This window comes from Duganella caerulea (assembly GCF_040362985.1).
In the GTDB taxonomy this organism is placed as follows: domain Bacteria; phylum Pseudomonadota; class Gammaproteobacteria; order Burkholderiales; family Burkholderiaceae_D; genus Rugamonas; species Rugamonas vulcania.
Genome location: NZ_BPWJ01000013.1, coordinates 64,255 through 82,952 on the forward strand (window position 1 = coordinate 64,255; position 18,698 = coordinate 82,952).

An 18,698-nucleotide genomic window follows, 5' to 3' on the forward strand; every position below is an offset into this window, starting at 1 on the left:
TCCTACCTGGCGTCGATGCTGATGGAAATGCCGTCGACGACTTCCGACATCTGCAGCCGGATCAGTTTCGGCACGCCGGCCGTGGTGATCGAGTACGTCGTGCTCACGGAGCCCTGCAGCTTGTTCGAGCCATCGTAGACGGTGCTCAGCATTTGGACATTGAGGCTGTTGCTGTCGTCGCCGGCCGTCGTGACATAGGTGATTTTTTGCGTCGCGACCAGCGTGCGCTTGGTGCTGTCCGAGTAGCAGTTGTAGCTGGCCAGGTCGCCGCTCTGTCCGGCCGTGGCGCTGGCCGGATAGCCTGCCGTGCTGGTCGCCACGCAATAGTTGCCCGGCTCATTCGAGCCGATCGGCGCGTACTGGGCATTGACGTACAAGGGACTGGAAATGGACAGCGGCTGCGTGACGCCGTTGCCGGTCAATGTGCCGCTGATCGTTTCCGTCGCCTGCATGGCCGCGACGCCATTGAACGTGGCGTTGACCGCGGCGCCCAGCGTGTAGGTCAGCGTGCCCGACAGCGGATAGGTCACGCTGCCGCTGCTGGTGCTGCCCGAGATCGCCAGGCTCGACTGCATGCCGTGCGTGAACGCGTAGGCCAGCCCTTGCTGGACCGGGACACTGGTGACCACCGTGGCGGCGGTGCTGTTGCCCGGCGACGCGCCGCCACCACCGCCGCCGCAGGCAGCCAGGGACATTGCAATCAAGCCAGCCAGGGCCAGCGGCGCGGTCTTTTTCGACATCTGCACAATCATGTTTTCTCGCTCAAGTTGATGAAAATTGGAATAGTGATAGCCTAGCACTGTTGCCATACGTTAATACTCTCCAATAGTCACCCCGCTGGCGGTAAAAAATCGTGGGAACCGCCGGGCGGCCACGCGGTCTAATTTTTTCCCTGAGTTGAAAGGAAAAAATGATGACTACGATCTCCCTGACTTGCCGACTGTTACTGGGTGCGGCCACGGCGGCCGCCTTGCTGGGCGGCTGCAACAAGCACGCGGCGGACCAGCCACCAACGCCCGCCGTCACCACGCCGGAACAGACCACGCCGGCCACGCCGCCCAACAACAGCACCACACCCAACAACACCACGCCCGCCACGCCGCCAGCGGCCACGCCACCGGCCCAGAGCAGCGCGCCGCCTGCGACCACTCAATAGGCGTAAAAAAAGGGCCCGTAGGCCCTTTATGCTGCGTCGTTTCGGTTTAGAACTTGTAGTTGTAAGCGATACCGATCAGCGACAGATGGGTCTGGTACGTGCCGCGCGTGGTTTCGCCGTTGCCCGTGCAGGTGGTCATCACCGGGTTGCACTTGTTGGTGTAGTTCATCGACGCGTCCTTGAAGTCCAGGAAGCTGTACGCCAGGTCGATCGACGAACGGGCATCCAGCTTCCAGTTGGCGCCGATGGAGTACTGCATGCGGTCGCTGTCCGGCAGCGCTGGGTGGGTCAGCTCGGCGTTCTTGACTGGCGACTCGTCATACGCCACGCCAGCGCGCAGGGTCAGGTTTTCGTTGTAGGCGTAGTTGCCGCCCAGCGAAACGCGCACAGTGTTCTTCCACTGTTGACGGATGACTTCGGCGCCTTCGGTGGTGCCCGGGAACTGGATGTCCAGGTCGCCCAGACGGTTGTGGCGCACGAAGGTCACGTCGGCCATGCCGGCCCATTTGGCGTCGAACTGGTGGAACACGTTGGCCGACAGCGTCTCAGGCGTACGCAGCTCAACCAGCGCGGCCGAGTTGGCCTTGTTCGACGACTTGGCCAGCACGCCGTTGACGACCGGGTCGGAGGTCACTTTCGAGAAGTCCCACACGGTGCTGCCGCGCAGCTTGTGCGAGATCGACGAGCGGTAGGACAGGCCGAAGCGGGTGTCCTTGTCCAGCGTGAACATATAGCCCAGGTTGAAGCCCCAGCCCCAGTCCTTGCCGTCGTTGGAGCCGTGGCCGTCCTTGGCGGTGGCCAGCAGTTGCGGGTTACCGCCCAGCAGAGCGATCTGCTTGGCCAGCGCCGCCGATTGCGGCGTGCCGCGCAGCGCCGCGATCGTGCCCGGCACGTCGACGGCCTGGCCCAGGCTGGCCTTCATGAACTCGGCGTCGATGCCGAAGCCGAAGGCGTGACGCTCGTCCAGCTTGAACGAGGCCGACGGGTTCAGCGTGATCGATTCCAGCTTCACGTCGGACAGCGCGTAGCGGCCGGTCCATTCGCTGCCGTAGTTGATCTTGGTACCGTATGGCACGAACATGCCCATGCCGACGGTCCACTTGTCGTTCAGCTTTTTGCTCAGGTAGAAGGCTGGCGCGGTGACCGAACTTGGCACATAGTCGTTGGCGGCGGTGCCGCCGGTCGGGGTGCCGGTGAAGCGGGTCGAGCCGCTGTCGTTGAAGGTCGAGTGCGGCACAACCACGGTGGCGCTGCCGCTGATCTGCAGGCCGTCCAGGCGCGACAGGCCGGCCGGATTGTAGAAGATGGTCGATGCGTCGTTGGCTTCAGCGGCGTTGGCGTCAGCCGTGCCCTGGGCCGATACGCTCTGCGAACCGAAACGGTAGCCGGACGCCTGGGCGCCCACGGACATGGCGCTCAGAGCGGCGGCGATGATCAGGGGGAGATATTTGTGTTGCATTGTGGTCTCGCTTTATAAGTAGGCGGCTCTGCGCCAGGTTTTTCTGGATTTCTTGCGCCGAAACCGGTGCAGGAGGCCAGCAGCATACTACATTTATAAAACTATTCAAAAGGCAAGTCGTTAGAGTTAAAACTCTAATTTATACCTTGAAACCGAGCAGTTGCTCTGCATTGACGGCGTAAAAAAAGGGCCCGCAGGCCCTTTTTTAGTGTCGCTAAAACAGCGACTTAGTGCGGATCCAGCGCGCCGGACGACACGCCACGGCCGCCCTTGCCCGTCACCTTGTACACCACCCACATCAGCATGCGGAACACCAGGCGCACGAAGATCAGCGTCAGCAGGGCCTCGACCAGCGTCATGACCAGCGCCGGCGCCGCCGTCCAGCGCGCCGCGCGGCGGTGGAACTTGGCCAGCGCGCGGTCCTTGGCGATCTCGATGCTGTCGTAGAAGGTCGGCACCACCAGCAAGGTCAGGATGGTCGAGGTGATGGTGCCGCCGATGATGGCGATCGCCAGCGGACGGTAGAACTCGCCGCCCTCGCCCAGCCCCAGCGCGACCGGGAACATGCCGGCGATCAGCGCGAAGGTGGTCATCAGGATAGGACGCAGGCGCATGCGGCCGGCGTACATCAGCGCGTCCTCGCGGCCGTAGCCCTCGGCCTCGCGCTTGCGGGCCGCGTCCAGCAGCAGGATGGCGTTCTTGGCGACCAGGCCCATCAGCATGATGACGCCGATAAAGCTCATCAGGTTCAAGGTGCTGCTGGTGACCAGCAGCGCCAGCACCACGCCGATCAGCGACAGCGGCAGCGACAGCATCACCGCCACCGGCGCCGTGAACGAGCCGAACTGCATCACCAGGATCAGGTACATCAGGCCGATACCCATCACCAGCGCGATCGCCATTTCCGTGAACAGCTCGGTCTGGTTCTTGCCGTCGCCGCCCAGGTCCAGGCCGTAGCCTGGCGGGTAGTCGATCGAGTTGGCCAGCTTCATGGCGTCGGCCGTCACCTCGCCGGGCGAGCGGCCCTGCACGTTGGCCGACACCGTCACGGTGCGCTTGCCGTTCTTGTGCTCGATGGTGGACGGGCCCTTGCCCATCGTGATCGTGGCGATCTGGTCCAGCGGCACCATCTGGTTGGTGCCGGTCACCGAGATCGGCAGGCGCTCGATGTTTTCCGCGTTGACGCGGTCTTCCGGCGCCAGGCGCACCGCGACGTCGCGCGATTCGCCGGTCGGGTCGACCCAGTCGCCCACCTCGACGCCGGCGAACGCCACCCGCAGCGATTGCGCGGCGTCGTTGACGGAAATGCCCATCGAGTTGGCCAGGCCGCGATTCAGTTCGATCTGCAGCTCGTTCTTCGGATCCTGCTGCGACAGGCCGACATCCACCGCACCAGGGATCTGGCGCAGCTTGTCCATGTAGGCGTTGGTGATTTCCATCAGGCGGCGCGAGTCCGGGCCGGTGAATTCGATCTGCACCGGCTTGCCCTGGTTGCCCAGGTCGTCGACCACCGAGATCTCGGCACCGGCGATGTGGCTCATCTTCTCGCGCAGCTCGGCGCCGATCTGGAAGGCGGTGCGCTTGCGGTTCTGGCGCTTGCCGATGTCCAGGTAGATGCGGCCGCCGCCGGCGTTGATGTTGGAGTTGGTGTCCTTGGTCTCCGGAATCGTGCGGGCAATGGCGGCGATGGTCTCCATCTTGCGGCGCGCGATCTCCACGCTGCCCGACGGCGGCATGCGCACGTCGATGGCGATGGTGCTGCGGTCGGCCGCCGGCAGGAAGCTGGAGCCGCCGAACTTGGCGTGCAACACGATGGCGCCGACGAAGGTGCCGAAGGCGATCATCGCCATCCAGCGGCGGTGGTGCAGCGCCCAGGCGATCACGTGGCCGTAGCGGTCGGACTGGTGGTCAAACCAGTCGTTGAACTTCTGCAGGAACTTGCCCAGGCCTTTTTTCGGCGCCGTGTGGTGGTCGACCGGGTCGCCCCAGTAGGCCGACAGCATCGGATCGAGCGTGAACGAGATGCCCAGGCTGACCAGCACCGAGCACGTCACCGTCAGCGCGAACGGACGGAACCATTCACCGGAGATGCCCGGCATGAAGGCCACCGGAATGAACACGGCGATGATGGAGAAGGTGGTCGCGGCCACGGCCAGGCCGATCTCGGCCGTGCCGTTCAGCGCGGCGGTGCGGCGGTCAAAGCCCATCTGCATGTGGCGCACGATGTTTTCCCGCACCACGATGGCATCATCGATCAGCACGCCGATCGCCAGCGACAGGCCCAGCAGCGTCATGAAGTTCAGCGTGAAGCCGCACAGCCACACGGCGATGAAGGCCGCCACCACCGAGGTCGGCAGGCTCATCGCGGTGATCAAGGTCGAGCGCCACGAGTTCAGGAAGGCGTACACCACGAAGATGGTCAGCACCGCGCCCAGCACCAGCGATTCGATCACGTTGTTCAGGCTGCGCTGGGAATCGTCGCCGCCGTCGCGGGTGATCTCCAGCTTGGTGCCGGCCGGCAGCGTGGCGTTGATGGCCTTGATTTCCTCCCGCAGCTTGGCCGCCACCGACACCGTGCTGGCGTCGCGTGAACGGGAGATGGCGATGCCGACGTTGGGCTTGCCGCTGCGGATGCTCACGCCGTCGACCTCGGCGAAGCCGTCCTCGATCGTGGCCAGCTGGGCCAGGCGCACCACCTCGTCGCCGTTGCGCTTGACCACCACGCCCTCGAATTCGCGCGGGGTGATGATGCGGCCCACCAGGCGGATGCTCTTCTCGTCGAGCACGCCGCGCACCTTGCCCACCGGCGCGTTGGTGTTCTGGTTGCGCAGCGCGTTGACCACGTCGCTGACCGAGACATTGTATTCACGCAGCTTCTCGGCGTGCAGCAGCACCGACAGCTCGCGCTTGAGCGAACCGTTGACCTGCACCTGCGACACCCCGTCCACCGCGCGGAAGCGGTCCGACAGCGTGTCCTCGGCCAGGCGCGAGATCTCGGCGTGGCTCTGGCTGGTCGACGACAGCGAGATCTGCATCACCGGATCGGAGGCCGGGTCGATGCGCTGCAGGATGGGCTCGCGCATCTCCAGCGGCAGCTTGTAGCGCACCGAGGCGATGGCGTTGCGGATCTCGTCGGAAGCCTCGATCAGGTTCTTCTTGAAGCTGAACTCGATGAAGATCTGCGCCGAGCCCTCGTTGGCCGCGCTCTCGATCTTGGTGGCGCCGGAAATGGCCAGCAGCGGCTTCTCCAGGCGGTTGACGATCTCGCGCTCGACCGTGTCGGGCGAGGCGCCCGGATACGGCACGCTGACGATGATGAACGGCACCTCGACGTCCGGGTTCTGGTTGACGCGCAGCTTCTTCAGCGCCAGCAAGCCCAGGCACATCATGGCGACGATCAGGACGATGGTCGCGATCGGCCGTTTGATACTGAAATCGGATAAGAACATGGATCAGTTCCCTTTCGGAGCGGTGCTTGGGGAGGTCGCGGCGGAGGCCTGGGCCGCGCCGTTGCCGGAACCGGCCACCTTCGGCGCGGTCAGCTCGACGCCCTGGCCATCCTTGTAGCCGGAGTTGGGCACGCGCAGCACGCGGTCGCCGGCGGCCAGGCCGCTGCGCACTTCCCACTGGCCGGTGCGCGGATCGCGCACGCCGATGGTCAGCGGCGCCTTGTTCAGCGCCTTGCCGTTGACGCGCCAGGTGTAGCTGTGGTCGCCGCTGGTGACCAGCGCCGAATCCGGGATCATCAGCGCGTTCGAGACGTCGGACTCGACCCGGCCCTCGGCGTACAGCCCGGCCACGCCCGGCATGTCCTTGCCGGCGAACTCGACCAGCACCTCGACCTGGCGCGTGACCGCGTTGGCCGACGGATCGACCCGCTTGACGCGGCCGCTGAAGTCGCGGTTCTGGTAGCCGTTGATGCGGAAGCGCACCGGCTGGCCGACCTTGACCACGCCGATCTTGTCGGCCGACACCAGGCCCTCGAAGCGCATGCTGGACGGGTCGATCACCTTGATCAGTTCCTTGCCGATGGCGGCGGTGTCGCCGTTGGACACCTTGCGCTCGCTGACGATGCCGTCGAACGGCGCGCGCACCAGGGTGCGGGTCAGTTGCTGGTGCGCCGCGACCGAGCGCGAGCGGGCGGCCGCCAGCTCGCTCTGGGCGTTGTTGCGGCGAATCTCGGCATCCTCCAGCGCCTGGGTCGACACCATGCCCGACGAACGCAGCGTCTTCTGGCGCTCGAACATGCGGGTGGCCTGCTCCAGCGACTGCTGGGCGGCGCGGGTGGCCTCGTCGGCCGAATTGAGGGCGTCGCGGATCGAGGTCTCGTCCAGGCGCACCAGGATATCGCCCTTCTTCACCGCCTCGCCGTTTTCCTTCATCACTTGCAACACCACGGCGCTCACCTCGGCGCGCAGGTCGGCCTTGCGCTCGGGCTGGACCGAACCGGTGATGACCGGACCGGACGCCAGCGCGTTCGATTCAATGGTCAGCAGGTCCTCCGGCGCCAGTGCCAGGACTGCTGGAGCGGCGTCCTTGCCGTCCTTGCCACCCTTGGCGGCGGTGGCCGAGGCGCTGGCGCCCGCCTTTTCAGGCTCCTTGGAGGACTTGCCGCAGGCAACCAGGGCTGAAGCGACGGCGAGAGCTAGAAGGGTTTTGCGCAACATACAGTTCTCCGAGAAAGTGGCACGTGGGTGCTATTAATAGCTTGTAAAGTTTTAGCCAGACTACAGGGCGCAGAGTATCCCTGAGTGTCCGAAAACGGTCAATGCAAGTGCGACTGGACGGCAAAAAACGTGGCTGAATTGCCAAATGCTGGGATAAACGGTGAATTATCAGAAGTATCAGGATAGGCCGGAGCGGCCAAAAGAACAGCAAAACCGCCGGGAAGCGGGACGGCGCGCCAGGACGGCGCGCCGGAACAGGACGGATCAGCCGCGGCCGAACACGGCGTGGATGACGTGGGCGATGGCGATGCCGGTGCACAGGCCGCCGGCGATTTCCACCAGCGTATGGCCCATGCGCTCGCGCAGCCAGTGGTGGCCGGCGTCGTCCCTGGCCACGCGGTTGATCGCCGCCGCCTGCTTGCCCACGTGCTGGCGCAGGCTGTTGGCGTCGATGACGACGATGAAGCACAGGGTGACGGCCACGCCGAAGGCCGGATGGCCGATGCCCTCGCGCAGCGCGATCAGGGTCGCCATGCTGGACACCACCGCGCTGTGATTGCTGGGAAAGCCGCCATTGCCGACCAGGTTGAAGGCCCATTTGCGCGCCTTGGCGCTATTAATCAGAAACTTGATCGGTCCGACCGTGATCCAGGTGATCAGCGGGGTGACGAGATAAGCGATGTCCATCGATGGTTCCTTTGCATTTTTGTGGCGACATTATCGCAGAAGGGTCCCCAGCGACGGAAGCAAGTAATATAAAATTCAGCCCTGTCCCCATTTCCATAAAAACAACGATGCAACACTTCAGACTCTCATTTGCCGTCACCCTGGTCCTGATGGCGCTGGCCGCCTGGTGGGGCTACCAACACGGCGGCACCACCGGCCTGCTGCAGGCGGTGTGGGTGGCCGCCGTGCTGGGCGTGATGGAAGTGTCGCTCTCGTTCGACAACGCGGTGGTCAACGCCTCGGTGCTGCGGCACTGGGACGCGTTCTGGCAAAAGCTGTTCCTGACGGTCGGCATCGTCGTGGCCGTGTTCGGCATGCGGCTGCTGTTCCCGCTGCTGATCGTCTCGCTGGCGACCGGCCTCGGGCTGGCGGACGTGTGGCACATGGCCACCGCCAACCCGGCCGAATACTCCAAACACCTGACCGGCGCCCACGCCCAGGTGGCGGCCTTCGGCGGCGCCTTCCTGCTGCTGGTGTTCCTCAATTTCCTGTTTGACGAGGAAAAGGAGCTGCATTGGCTGGGCTGGCTGGAGAAGAAAATGGGCCAGCACGGCACCGAAACCCTGGCCGTGCTGCTGGCCTTGGGCGCGGTGTTCGGCTGCGTCGGCCTGGTGCCGATGGAGGAAAAGTACACGGTGCTGGCGGCCGGCGTGATCGGCGTGGTGGTCTACCTGGCGGTCGGCTGGATCAGCACGCTGCTGGAGGAAGAGCCGCCCGAGGACGACGACGACATCACCGAGGCCGGCGTCGGCGCGGTGGTGGCGACGGTGGCGCGCGGCAGCATCGGCGGCTTCCTGTACCTGGAAGTGCTGGACGCCTCGTTCAGCTTTGACGGCGTGATCGGCGCCTTCGCCATCACCAGCGACGTCGTCATCATCATGCTGGGGCTGGCCATCGGCGCCATGTTCGTGCGCTCGCTGACCGTGTTCCTGGTGCACAAAGGCACGCTGGAGGAATACGTCTACCTGGAACACGGCGCCCACTACGCGATCGGCATTCTGGCACTGATCATGCTGGCCAGTGTCAAATACCATGTGCCCGAATGGCTGACCGGCTTGTCGGGCGCGGCCTTCATCGCCGTGTCGCTCTGGTCGTCGATCCGTCACAAGCGCCGGCTGGCCGCGTGATAAGATTAAAAACATTGCACTCAACTCAAGCGTAACCATGACCACATCCAAACGCGTCACCCTCTACCTCGCCGGCCTGCTGGGCGTCGTCCTGCTGCTGTTCGCCGCCTACACCTGGGTCATGCTGCACGTCTCCTACTCGGATGGCGAACGGGCGGGCTACCTGCAGAAGTTCTCCAGCCGGGGCTGGGTCTGCAAGACCTGGGAAGGCGAGATCCTGCTGACCTCGATGCCGGGCGCGATACCCGAGAAGTTTGAATTCAGCGTGCGCGACGACGGCGTCGCCCAGCAGCTGATGTCCGCCACCGGCAAGCGCGTGGTGCTCAGCTACGCCCAGCACAAGGGCGTGCCGAGCCAGTGCTTCGGCGAGACCGAGTACTACATCACCAAGGTGCAGGTCCAGCCCTGAGCGCCATGTCCAAGCGCCCCTCCCTATTGCTCGCCGCGCTGCTGACGGCGGGCGCCGTGTCCGCGCAGGACCTGTCGATGCAGGGTGGCGCGCTGCGCGTCAGCGGCAACGGCGAGCGCTCGTTCGCGGTCGGCGTCAACTACGTCCAGCCGTACGGCGACTACCTCGCGCTCAGCCTGGGCTACCTGAATGAAGGGCATCCGGACAACCACCACCGCGACGGCGTGTCCGGCCAGGTGTGGCTGCGTACGCCTGTCGACCAGCGCGGCATGTCGTGGGGTGTGGGCGTGGGCCAGTACTATTTCTTCGACACCTCGCGCCCGCACGGCGGCGGCGAGGCCTACGTCAACGACCACGGCTGGGCGCCGATCTACAGCGTGCAAGCCACCTGGCACCATCCCAGCAACTGGTACACGCAGGTGCAGCTGAACCGCGTCGTCCCGAGCGGCGCCAAGGATCCGACCACCTCGCTGCTGGTGGGCGTGGGCTACCGCTTCGACACCGTCCGCGGCGACAAGCTGCACCTGGACGGCGGCAAATCCACCGACGACACGCTGACGGTGATGGCCGGGCAAAGCATCGTCAACAGCCTGGAGTCGGAGCGTTCGCGGGCCGGCACCATCGAATACCGGCGCGCGATCGCGCGCTATGTGGACTGGACCGTAAGCGCCCTGCGCGAAGGCACCTCGGCCGGCACGCACCGCAGCGGCGTGGCGACACAGCTGTGGCTGATCCGTTCCCTGAACCGCGAGATGGAATTGGGGATGGGCGTCGGGCCCTACCTGGCCTTCGAGCTGCACGACGTGCCGGGCACGCGCTCGCACCAGGCGGGGCTGGTATCGGTAGCCGGGCGCTACCACTTCAACAAACGGATGGTCGGCACGCTGTCACTGAACCGCGTCGTCACCGACTACCACCGCGACGCCGACCTGCTGCTAATCGGCCTCGGCTACAACTACTAACCAAAACAACTTGGGGTCAAGTCTGACATTCGGACACGAGCTCTGCCGCATGCGGTGGGGTCAAGTCTGGCATTCGGACACGAGCTCTGCCGCGAACTTGGGGTCAAGTCTGACATTCGGACACGAGCCCTACCGTAGCGAGACACTACGGTAGGGCTCGTGTCCGAATGTCAGACTTGACCCCAATTTTTTGACCGCAATTTTTTAGCGGGCGCGCCAGACGGCTTTGCCTGCTTCGGCCGGCGGCGCCAGGCGAGCCGCTTCCTTGCGGGCGCGTGCGGCGTCCAGCGTGGCGATGCCTGCGCCCTCTTCCGCTTGCTTGCATTCGCCGGCCGCCGCGGCCACTTTCGCCTGCACCGCAGCCAACGCTTTTTGCGCGGCGGCGTGACGGCGGGTTTCCAGTTCCAGTAATTGCTGCTTGGCGGCGGTCATCGCGGCCGTGGTGTCGGCCACTTTGCGCTGCATCGCCGCGTGCGCTTGTGCAGCCTCGAGCAGCGCCTGCTGCGCGGCGGCCTTGTCGGCCACGGCCTGCGTGGCTGCCTGCTCGGCCTGCTCGCGCTGATGCATCGCGTCGGCTTCGGCCTGCTCGGCGTCGGCACGCTGGCGCGCATTGGTCGCGACGTTGCGCTCGGCTTCCAGACGACCGGCGATCGCTTTCGATGCGCGGATTTCCGAGGCCGTGGTCAGACGCTGCTGCGTCAGCTTCTGGTCGATCAGCGCCAGCGATTGACGCTCGGTCTCCACGAATTCACGTTCTGCCAGCAGCAACGCTTCGGCGGCGGCGGCCTTCTCCTGCTCGACACGGGCGCGCTCGGCATGCACCACGCCCAGCTCAACCGCCAGACGCGCCTGCGCCGCCAATGCCTGTCCCGCGATGGCTTTCTGCTCAGCCTCCAGCGACACCTGCTGCGCCATCACCCGCGCCGCCTCGGCTTCCTTGTCGGCGGCGGCGGCCAGGCGTTGCTCGGCTTCCTTCTGCTCGCGATACGCTTCGGTCTGCGCGCGCTCGGCGGCGATGCGCTGCTGCGCCGCGTCGCTGGCTTCCTGTTCGGCTTGCAGCTTTTCCTTCAGCGCCGCGATGGCTTGCTGCTCGGCGGCGGCACGGGCCTGCTCGGCTTGCAGCAACGCCTCGGCCTGCGCGGCCTTTTGCATGGCCAGCGCGTTGGCCTGATCCTGCGCTTCGACGTGCAGCGCCAGCGTGGCGATTTCCTGCTGTTCGGCGGCGTTCTGGCTGGCGGCCAGCTCGGCGGCGGCGCGCGACAGGGCGGCGCGTTCCTCGGCCAGCTCGGCGGCACGCTGCTGTTCCAGGCTGTCGGCGCGGGCCGCCTCGGCGGCGGCTTCATCGGCGGCCTGGCGCAGCTTGGCCTGTTCCAGCGCCAGCGTTTCGGCCTCGACCTTGGCGTGGGTTTTCAGTTCGGCTTCCTGCTCGGCCTGCACACGGGCCAGCGCGACAGCGCGCAGCTGGCTGTCGACCTCGATACGCGCCTCGGTGGCGGCCAGGATGCTGGCGTCGGCGTCGCGGCGCGCCTGGGCGCTGGCGGCGGCCACCATTTCCAGACGCTCGCGGTGGATCGCCGCATCGCGGATTTCCTTTTCGGTTTGCAGGCGCAGATGCAGCGACTGCGCGGCGCTGCGCTCGGACTCGGCCTTGGCCAGCGCGATCTGTTCACGTTCCTGCTCCAGATGCGCCAGCGCACGGGCCTCCTCCAGCGCGCGCACCTCGGCGGCGGCGCGGTTGAAGGCCGATTCCAGCGCGATCTGGTCGGCGCGTTCGCGCTGCACGGTCAGGTCCAGCGCCTCGGCTTCGGCTTGCGCCAGCATCTGCGCGGTCTGGCGGGCGGCGTGGGCGTGACGCTCGCGTTCGCGGGCCAAGGTGGCCACGCGGGCGTCGGCCGAGGCGATCCCGACCACCTCTTCCTTGGCGGCCTGCACGGCGGCCACGCGCTCCACCGCCTGCAGGCGGGCTTGTTCGGTTTGCGCCGCCAGTTCCTCGGCGGCGCGCGCGGCCTGCTCAGCCAGCTCGGATTCGGCGGCGATCTGTTCGTGGGCGCGCTTGCGGCTTTCGTTCTCGGCTTTGGCGCGCTGTTCGGCGGCCACGCGGATCTGGGTGTCGGCCTCGACACGGGCGCGCAGCTCGGCGGTTTCCTGTTTGACGGCATCCAGGCGGGCCACGCTGGCCTGGGCGGCGGCGCGCAGCGATTCCAGGCGCTCGCGATTGGCGGCGATCGCCTCCTCCGACGCTTGCGCATTCTGCAGCGCGACAGCTGCTGCGGCGGCATCCATGGCGGCGCGGTCTTCGGCCAGCGCGCGGGCGCGGGCTTCGGCGTGGGCGCGGTTCTCGGCGGCGCAGGCGGCCTTGGCGTCGGCCTCGACGCGGGCGATCGCTTCCTGGATCGCCTTCATTTCCATCGCGGCGCGCGGGGTGTGGCTTGGTTCGTCCGGGTCATGCAGCGATACCAGTGGGAGCAAAGTGACGCTGTCTGGTGCGCTGTCTTGTTTGGCCAGTTGTGCTTGCATGAGAGTTCTCGCTAGACGATATGCCCCGGCACCCACCGGGACTTCTGAGTTCTCATTATCAAGCAGCAATCAGGCAAGCCGAACCGCAAGGAGAGCGGGAAAAGCCCGTCAATTCGCTAGATCGGCAGCGGCGGCTCGTCCATCAGCGAGATCTGCTCCTTGAGCTCCAGGATGCGGTCCTGCCAATAGCGCTGGGTGTTAAACCACGGGAAAGCCACCGGGAAGGCCGGATCGTCCCAGCGCCGGGCCAGCCAGGCCGAGTAATGGATCAGCCGCAGCGTGCGCAACGCTTCCACCAGATGCAGCTGGCGCGGCTCGAACTCACAGAAATCCTCGTAGCCGGCCAGGATGTCGCTCATCTGGCGCACCTGGTCGGTACGCTCGCCGGACAGCATCATCCACAGATCCTGGATCGCCGGCCCCATGCGGCTGTCGTCGAAGTCGACGAAATGCGGGCCGGCGTCGGTCCACAAAACATTGCCGCCGTGGCAATCGCCGTGCAGGCGCAGCTGCGGCAGCTCGCCGGCGCGGTCGTAGCAGCGGCGCACGCCGTCCAACGCCTGCGCCGAGACGCTGGCGTAGGCCTCCTTCAAATCGGCCGGAATGAACTGGTTGGCCTGCAAATAGTCGCAAGGCTCGGTGCCGAAGGTGGCGATGTCGATCGCCGGCCGCTCCCGGTACGGCTTGATCGCGCCCACCGCGTGGATACGGGCGATGAAGCGCCCGGTCCACTCCAGCACCGACGGGTCGCTGAGCTCGGGCGCGCGGCCGCCGTGGCGGGTGAACACGGCAAAGCGGAAGCCGTTGAAGTGATGCAGCGTGGCCCGCTGCGGCCCCAGCGGCAGCGCCGGCACCACCGGAATCTCGCGCGCGGCCAGCTCCTCGGTGAAGGCATGCTCCTCCAGGATGGCCGCGTCGCTCCAGCGGCCGGGACGGTAAAACTTCACCACCAGCGGCTGCGCGTCCTCGATGCCGACCTGGTAGACGCGGTTTTCATAGCTGTTCAGCGCCAGCAGGCGGCCGTCGCCATGCAAGCCTATGCTGTCGAGCGCGTCCAGCACGCACTCGGGATTGAGCGCGGAATACGGATGCGGCGCCTGTTCCTGCTGGCTGTCTGCCGCGCCGGCCAGCGCGTCGGCCATGCCGGCGGCCAGGGCCGCGGCGCGGGCGTCTTCTTCTTCGTCGTCGAAATGATCTTGGTTCATCCCCGCATTGTACGGGGCGCGGCGTGTATACTGTCGGCTTCAATCCAATAAAAAGAGCAAGCCATGCAACTCGACCAGCCACTGAGCGAAAAAGAATTCGACGAATTAGACAACTTCCTGCTGTCCGACCGCAGCCCTGAAGATGCGATGACGATGGATATGCTGCACGGCTATCTGACCGCCATCGCCATCGGCCCGGAAACCATCATGCCGGCCGAATGGCTCAAGCGCGTGTGGGGCCAGGAAGAAACCGACATCCCGAAATTCAAGAACGAAAAGGAAGAGGAACGCATCCTCAACCTGATCATGCGCTTCATGAACGAAGTGCTGGTGACGTTCGAAGTGGCGCCGAAGGAATTCGAGCCGCTGTTCGTCGAGCACGAACACGAAGGCCAGACCCTGATCGACGCCGAAGCCTGGTGCTGGGGCTTCTGGGAAGGCATGGAGCTGCGTCCGGGTTCGTGGGACGAGATCTGGGAATCGGACGTGCAGGAACTGATGAAGCCGATCTACCTGCTGGGCGCCGACGAGATCGAGGAAGAGGAACTGCCGCTGGTGGAAGATCCGGTCAAGGCGCACAAGCTGGCGCAGGAACTGGAAGCGAACCTGCCGGCCATCTACAAGTTCTGGGTACCGCGCCGCAAGGCCGCCGTCACCACCCTGGTGCGCGACGAGCCCAAGGTCGGCCGCAACGACGACTGCCCTTGCGGCAGCGGCAAGAAGTACAAGAAGTGCCACGGCGCCGACAAGGCGGAATAAGCCGATGGCCTTGCGTGGTGTTGTCCTCGCGCTGATGCTGGCCGCCGGCTGTGCCAGCGCCGCCCGGCCCGAACTGCTGACCGACCGTACCACGCCTGCCCGCCAGGCGTCCGACGCGGCCTTGCTCAAATCCCTGAGCCGCGACGTTTTCCTCAACGGCGCCTACGCCGGCCCCACCGGCAGGCTGTCCTATCGACTGATGCCGCCGGCCGACGTCCAGCCCGGCAAGCGCTATCCGCTGGTGATCGTGCTGCACGGCTCCGGCGCCATCGGCAACGACAACGCCAGCCAGCTCGGCGCGCTGGCCATGTCCTGGACCGCGCCGGCCATCCGCAAGCGTTATCCCGCCTACATCCTGGTGCCGCAATTCGCCGAGCGCAGCGCCAATTACGCGCCCTCGGCCGCCGACGGACTGCTGGCCTCCCGCCCCGGCCCCAACCTGCCGAGCGTGGCCGCGCTGGTGGACAACCTGAAATCCCAATTCGCGATCGACCCGGACCGCATCTACATCACCGGTTTCTCGATGGGCGCCTCCGCCGCCACGCAGGCGGTGCTGCAACGGCGGGACCTGTTCGCCGCCGCCGTGGCCTTCTCGGGCATCGCCCCCGAACGCGCCACCGCCGCGCAGCTGAAAGACCTGCCGCTGCTGCTGGTGCACGGCGACGCCGACACCGAGAACCCTATCGAGCCGGACCGCGCGCTGTTCGCCGCCCTGCAGAGCCAGCCCGGCGGCGCCAAGGCCCGCATGCTGGAGTACCGCGGCATGGAGCACACTGTGCCCGCCGACATGCTGCTGGCCCCGGCCTGGCGCGACTGGCTGTTCGCCCAGCGGCAGGCCAAGGGCAGGTAAGCCAGTCCTACCCCCAGCTGGGGAGCAGGCGCCCGGTGCGTTTCTGGTAATCGGCGTATTGATTGCCGAAGTGATCCAGCATCATTTTCTCTTCGTAGTCGATCCGCAGATTGTACAAAACCAGGAACGCCAACAGGAAGGCCGGACCGGCGATCCAATTCCCAAACAGCAGCAACTGAGCCAGCCCCATCAGGAACACGCCGGTGTACATCGGGTGGCGGATGTTTTTATACACGCCCTCGGACACCAGCACATGGGCATCCTTGACTTCCAGCGTCGGCGAAAACTGCCGTCCGAGGTCGGCGTGCGAGCGCCAGAACAACCACAGCCCGGCCACGGCGATCGCGCTGCCGATCCACCCCGCGACGGGAGCGACCGTGTGGTTGGCAACGTCCAGCCAGGGGGAAACGAAATAAATCAATGGGAGCGTCACCGATCCGGTGAAGACCAGCGTCAGGCAGAATTTCTCTTTCGCGTTGGTGCGCGACTCGACCGCCTTGATTTTCTTCCCGTGATACTCGCGCGGAAAGCGGATCAGGAAACTGACAAACACCATCGCGATAAACACATAATCAAAAACAGTTAAGTGGCGCATCGGGCATTCCTTCGAAGGACAGTGGGAAGTTGTCACGGATGACAATATGCCAACATCCACCCCTGGGGTCAAGTCTGACATTCGGACACGAGCTCTGCCGTAAGCGGCCGCTACGGCAGAGCTCGTGTCCGAATGTCAGACTTGACCCCAATCGGAATTACTCCACCGTCAGCTCGTCGGGCACGTTGTAGACGAAGGCTTTGCTGTCGAACATCAGCTTCCACGACTTCGCTTCCATCGGCGCGCCGTATTGCGTGCCTTTGACGCTGACCGTCAACGGACCTGGCAGCGGGCCGACCACGTCGGCGGTGCGGTAGGTCCAGCGGCTGTGCTCGCAGCGCAGCGGCTCGGTCTCGTCCATCGCCTCGGCCTCGTGCACCTCCTGCTCGGTGGTCTGCTCCTGGTTGCCCATCGCCTCCACCGCCTTGCGCCACGTTTCGTGTTCGGCGTTGGCCTGCGCGCAGTCGCCAGGCTCGGCATCGACCGCCGCCTTGAAGCGCGCCAGCAAGGCGATCTCGTCGCCATGCGGCGCCAGCATCACGTTGCTGACCATGACTTGCTCATTGCTCGGCTTGGTGCCGTTCTGCACCTTCAGCACCCAGCCCCAGGTGCGTTCGGACAAGGCCTCAAAGCGCACCTTCTCCGGCGTCACCGGCACGTCGCTTTCGTAGCGGAACGGCGAGCTGATCTCGACCAGTCCGCCACCGGGCTTGGTGTCGGCGCGGATCTGGAACACGCCGTAGAAATTGCGGCCGTCGCCCTTGAGCGAGACGCCGCTGGAGACAAAAAACAGCTCGTCGCTGGCGCCCACCGCCTCGATCCGCGCCTGCTGGACCACCCGCACCAGGAAGGGCTCGTTGGATTCATCCACATACACCCAGCCTTTTTTCTCCTGCGAGTATTTGCCGTAGGTGCGCGTCATCGCCTCGTCGATGGAGGCCGCCTCGTCGATCTTGATCAGCTGCGGTTCGGTGCTGGCCTTGTAGAACACCGCCGCCACCAGCGCGATCAACAGCACACCCAGCACGGCCAGCGTGTACAGCACATAGCGGCCCCACTTGCGGCGCTTGGGCGGCGGCGGAGTTTGGATAGGAGCGTGCTCGGCGACGCCAGGCTCAATCAGATCAGACATAATAATTCCCGCAAAGAGATTGCTAATTTAACATTTGCAGAATTGTAATGCCAAAAGGAAAAACCGTGCGCGCGATAGACTCACTTGATTTCCCGCGCCACCCAGTCGCGCAGCGTGACGCCGCCCGGCATGCCCCTGCAGATATTGGCCTGCGACACATCGATCAGCTGGAAGCCCTGCGCCGTCCACACCCAGGTCCAGAACCCGCCGCAATCGAACAGGCCCCGGCCCTTGGCATAGCTGCTCAGCTTGCCGCCTTCGAGCGACGCGTTCATTATGCCGCCGCCTTCCATGCCCGGCACCTCCAGCGGCTTGAGGTCGTACGGCGGCTTGTCGCGGGCCACCCACAGCCCATAGGACGATTGATAGGCCGCGCGGTCGCACTCCAGCACCAGCAGCACCTTGCCGCCCGGCAGGCGATGGATGCTCTGGTCGCCGCCGGATTCGCCGAGGGCCACTTCGCAGTCTTCAACCCGCATGGTCTTGAGGATGGCGGCCAGCAGCTTGTCGTCGCCCTTTTGCGCCGGCGGCAGCGGGACCGGCCGCACCGTCGGCGGCACCAGCGCCGGCAGCACCTCGCTGGCCGGCCGCATGCCCGCCTTGACCAGCGCCGTGACCGTGCCCACCCGCCCTTGCACGTCGTCCATCTTCAGCAGCACCGCCTTCAGGCCGGCCAGCGACAGCAGCCACTGATGCTTCCCGTCCGACACCTTGGCCGACTCGGCGTTCAACAGCTGCGGCATCAGCCGCCCGATCTGCTCCGCGGTCAATCCGGTGTCCGCCTTCAGGCCGCCCAGCGCCAACTTGCCGACGGTGATGGTCAAGGGACCGGCGTCCTTGTCGTCCGGAATCACCACGTGCAACTTGGCCTCCAGCGCGCCGGCGGGGCCGGCATCGCGCCCCAGCCACAGCGCCACCGGCGCGCTTTCCGATTCCTCGCTCTGGAAGCCGACCGCCTCGCAGCGGCGCGTGTTATCGCAGGCCACTTCCCAATCCTTGGCGCCGAACCGCGTGCCGTTGTATGGCGCGGCGCCGGCAGGCAATGCGGCGGCCAGCGCCGACGTTATCAAAACCAGTTTCAATATTTTCATGTATTTCCTCGCAGGCGAAAAAAAAACAGGTTCGACGGAACCT

General features: G+C 65.5%; 16 protein-coding genes. 6 read left to right on the plus strand and 10 right to left on the minus strand.

Annotation, left to right across the window (positions count from 1 at the left end; translation table 11 throughout):
• Window positions 1-2: 2 nt before the first annotated feature.
• Window positions 3-740, minus strand: coding sequence for a hypothetical protein (locus tag ACUJB0_RS28410; protein ID WP_444848182.1), 738 nt, complete (start codon window positions 738-740; stop codon window positions 3-5).
• Between the two features lie 173 nt (window positions 741-913).
• On the opposite strand from ACUJB0_RS28410, the gene ACUJB0_RS28415 reads away from it, so the two are divergent.
• The gene (locus tag ACUJB0_RS28415) at window positions 914-1,156 is read left to right on the plus strand and encodes a hypothetical protein (RefSeq protein WP_444848183.1); all 243 of its coding nucleotides are present in this window, start codon (window positions 914-916) and stop codon (window positions 1,154-1,156) included.
• Window positions 1,157-1,202: 46 nt separating this feature from the next.
• On the opposite strand, the gene ACUJB0_RS28420 is transcribed toward ACUJB0_RS28415, so the two are convergent.
• From ACUJB0_RS28420 to ACUJB0_RS28435, 4 genes are all read right to left on the minus strand, one after another.
• The gene (locus tag ACUJB0_RS28420; protein WP_444848184.1) at window positions 1,203-2,615 is read right to left on the minus strand and encodes an OmpP1/FadL family transporter; all 1,413 of its coding nucleotides are present in this window, start codon (window positions 2,613-2,615) and stop codon (window positions 1,203-1,205) included.
• Window positions 2,616-2,842: 227 nt separating this feature from the next.
• On the minus strand, window positions 2,843-6,064 hold the full coding sequence (locus ACUJB0_RS28425) for an efflux RND transporter permease subunit (protein ID WP_444848185.1): 3,222 nt from the start codon (window positions 6,062-6,064) through the stop codon (window positions 2,843-2,845).
• A 3-nt stretch (window positions 6,065-6,067) separates the two neighbouring features.
• Window positions 6,068-7,282, minus strand: a complete 1,215-nt coding sequence (locus tag ACUJB0_RS28430) for an efflux RND transporter periplasmic adaptor subunit (RefSeq protein ID WP_444848186.1) — start codon at window positions 7,280-7,282, stop codon at window positions 6,068-6,070.
• 264 nt (window positions 7,283-7,546) lie between these two features.
• Window positions 7,547-7,969, minus strand: coding sequence for a divergent PAP2 family protein (locus ACUJB0_RS28435; protein WP_176363911.1), 423 nt, complete (start codon window positions 7,967-7,969; stop codon window positions 7,547-7,549).
• Window positions 7,970-8,076: 107 nt separating this feature from the next.
• Between ACUJB0_RS28435 and ACUJB0_RS28440 the strand changes: the two genes are divergently transcribed.
• From ACUJB0_RS28440 to ACUJB0_RS28450, 3 genes are read left to right on the plus strand one after another with little or no spacing between them, the layout of a single operon-like run.
• Window positions 8,077-9,135 carry a DUF475 domain-containing protein gene (locus ACUJB0_RS28440; protein ID WP_444848187.1) on the plus strand — a complete coding sequence of 353 codons (1,059 nt, stop codon included), beginning with the start codon at window positions 8,077-8,079 and terminating at the stop codon, window positions 9,133-9,135.
• Window positions 9,136-9,172: 37 nt separating this feature from the next.
• Window positions 9,173-9,544: a DUF8785 domain-containing protein gene (locus ACUJB0_RS28445; RefSeq protein ID WP_444848188.1), complete on the plus strand. Its 372-nt coding sequence runs from the start codon at window positions 9,173-9,175 to the stop codon at window positions 9,542-9,544.
• A gap of 5 nt (window positions 9,545-9,549) precedes the next feature.
• The gene (locus tag ACUJB0_RS28450) at window positions 9,550-10,506 is read left to right on the plus strand and encodes a hypothetical protein (RefSeq protein WP_444848189.1); all 957 of its coding nucleotides are present in this window, start codon (window positions 9,550-9,552) and stop codon (window positions 10,504-10,506) included.
• 204 nt (window positions 10,507-10,710) lie between these two features.
• On the opposite strand, the gene ACUJB0_RS28455 is transcribed toward ACUJB0_RS28450, so the two are convergent.
• Together ACUJB0_RS28455 and ACUJB0_RS28460 are read right to left on the minus strand one after the other, a co-directional pair.
• A complete protein-coding gene (locus tag ACUJB0_RS28455; RefSeq protein ID WP_444848190.1) occupies window positions 10,711-13,023 on the minus strand; it encodes a coiled-coil domain-containing protein in 2,313 nt (770 codons plus the stop codon).
• A gap of 116 nt (window positions 13,024-13,139) precedes the next feature.
• The gene (locus tag ACUJB0_RS28460) at window positions 13,140-14,228 is read right to left on the minus strand and encodes a serine/threonine protein kinase (protein ID WP_444848191.1); all 1,089 of its coding nucleotides are present in this window, start codon (window positions 14,226-14,228) and stop codon (window positions 13,140-13,142) included.
• Between the two features lie 63 nt (window positions 14,229-14,291).
• Between ACUJB0_RS28460 and ACUJB0_RS28465 the strand changes: the two genes are divergently transcribed.
• Window positions 14,292-14,987 (plus strand): UPF0149 family protein, encoded by a 696-nt coding sequence (locus ACUJB0_RS28465; RefSeq protein ID WP_444848192.1) that lies wholly within the window; start codon window positions 14,292-14,294, stop codon window positions 14,985-14,987.
• A 4-nt stretch (window positions 14,988-14,991) separates the two neighbouring features.
• On the plus strand, window positions 14,992-15,837 hold the full coding sequence (locus ACUJB0_RS28470; protein WP_444848193.1) for a carboxylesterase family protein: 846 nt from the start codon (window positions 14,992-14,994) through the stop codon (window positions 15,835-15,837).
• A 7-nt stretch (window positions 15,838-15,844) separates the two neighbouring features.
• Here ACUJB0_RS28470 and ACUJB0_RS28475 read toward each other — a convergent pair whose 3' ends face one another.
• From ACUJB0_RS28475 to ACUJB0_RS28485, 3 genes are all read right to left on the minus strand, one after another.
• Window positions 15,845-16,513: a protein-S-isoprenylcysteine O-methyltransferase gene (locus ACUJB0_RS28475; RefSeq protein ID WP_444848194.1), complete on the minus strand. Its 669-nt coding sequence runs from the start codon at window positions 16,511-16,513 to the stop codon at window positions 15,845-15,847.
• A gap of 76 nt (window positions 16,514-16,589) precedes the next feature.
• On the minus strand, window positions 16,590-17,564 hold the full coding sequence (locus tag ACUJB0_RS28480; RefSeq protein WP_444848195.1) for a hypothetical protein: 975 nt from the start codon (window positions 17,562-17,564) through the stop codon (window positions 16,590-16,592).
• 80 nt (window positions 17,565-17,644) lie between these two features.
• Window positions 17,645-18,655 (minus strand): DUF1176 domain-containing protein, encoded by a 1,011-nt coding sequence (locus tag ACUJB0_RS28485; protein WP_444848196.1) that lies wholly within the window; start codon window positions 18,653-18,655, stop codon window positions 17,645-17,647.
• Window positions 18,656-18,698: the final 43 nt, after the last annotated feature.

What these genes read in the sequence shown, in the direction of transcription:
- ACUJB0_RS28410 (WP_444848182.1), bottom strand. Translation starts at nt 740, where the DNA reads ATGTCGAAAAAGACCGCGCCGCTGGCCCTGGCTGGCTTGATTGCAATG.
- ACUJB0_RS28415 (WP_444848183.1), top strand. Translation starts at nt 914, where the DNA reads ATGACTACGATCTCCCTGACTTGCCGACTGTTACTGGGTGCGGCCACG.
- ACUJB0_RS28420 (WP_444848184.1), bottom strand. Translation starts at nt 2,615, where the DNA reads ATGCAACACAAATATCTCCCCCTGATCATCGCCGCCGCTCTGAGCGCC.
- ACUJB0_RS28425 (WP_444848185.1), bottom strand. Translation starts at nt 6,064, where the DNA reads ATGTTCTTATCCGATTTCAGTATCAAACGGCCGATCGCGACCATCGTC.
- ACUJB0_RS28430 (WP_444848186.1), bottom strand. Translation starts at nt 7,282, where the DNA reads ATGTTGCGCAAAACCCTTCTAGCTCTCGCCGTCGCTTCAGCCCTGGTT.
- ACUJB0_RS28435 (WP_176363911.1), bottom strand. Translation starts at nt 7,969, where the DNA reads ATGGACATCGCTTATCTCGTCACCCCGCTGATCACCTGGATCACGGTC.
- ACUJB0_RS28440 (WP_444848187.1), top strand. Translation starts at nt 8,077, where the DNA reads ATGCAACACTTCAGACTCTCATTTGCCGTCACCCTGGTCCTGATGGCG.
- ACUJB0_RS28445 (WP_444848188.1), top strand. Translation starts at nt 9,173, where the DNA reads ATGACCACATCCAAACGCGTCACCCTCTACCTCGCCGGCCTGCTGGGC.
- ACUJB0_RS28450 (WP_444848189.1), top strand. Translation starts at nt 9,550, where the DNA reads ATGTCCAAGCGCCCCTCCCTATTGCTCGCCGCGCTGCTGACGGCGGGC.
- ACUJB0_RS28455 (WP_444848190.1), bottom strand. Translation starts at nt 13,023, where the DNA reads ATGCAAGCACAACTGGCCAAACAAGACAGCGCACCAGACAGCGTCACT.
- ACUJB0_RS28460 (WP_444848191.1), bottom strand. Translation starts at nt 14,228, where the DNA reads ATGAACCAAGATCATTTCGACGACGAAGAAGAAGACGCCCGCGCCGCG.
- ACUJB0_RS28465 (WP_444848192.1), top strand. Translation starts at nt 14,292, where the DNA reads ATGCAACTCGACCAGCCACTGAGCGAAAAAGAATTCGACGAATTAGAC.
- ACUJB0_RS28470 (WP_444848193.1), top strand. Translation starts at nt 14,992, where the DNA reads ATGGCCTTGCGTGGTGTTGTCCTCGCGCTGATGCTGGCCGCCGGCTGT.
- ACUJB0_RS28475 (WP_444848194.1), bottom strand. Translation starts at nt 16,513, where the DNA reads ATGTCAGACTTGACCCCAGGGGTGGATGTTGGCATATTGTCATCCGTG.
- ACUJB0_RS28480 (WP_444848195.1), bottom strand. Translation starts at nt 17,564, where the DNA reads ATGTCTGATCTGATTGAGCCTGGCGTCGCCGAGCACGCTCCTATCCAA.
- ACUJB0_RS28485 (WP_444848196.1), bottom strand. Translation starts at nt 18,655, where the DNA reads ATGAAAATATTGAAACTGGTTTTGATAACGTCGGCGCTGGCCGCCGCA.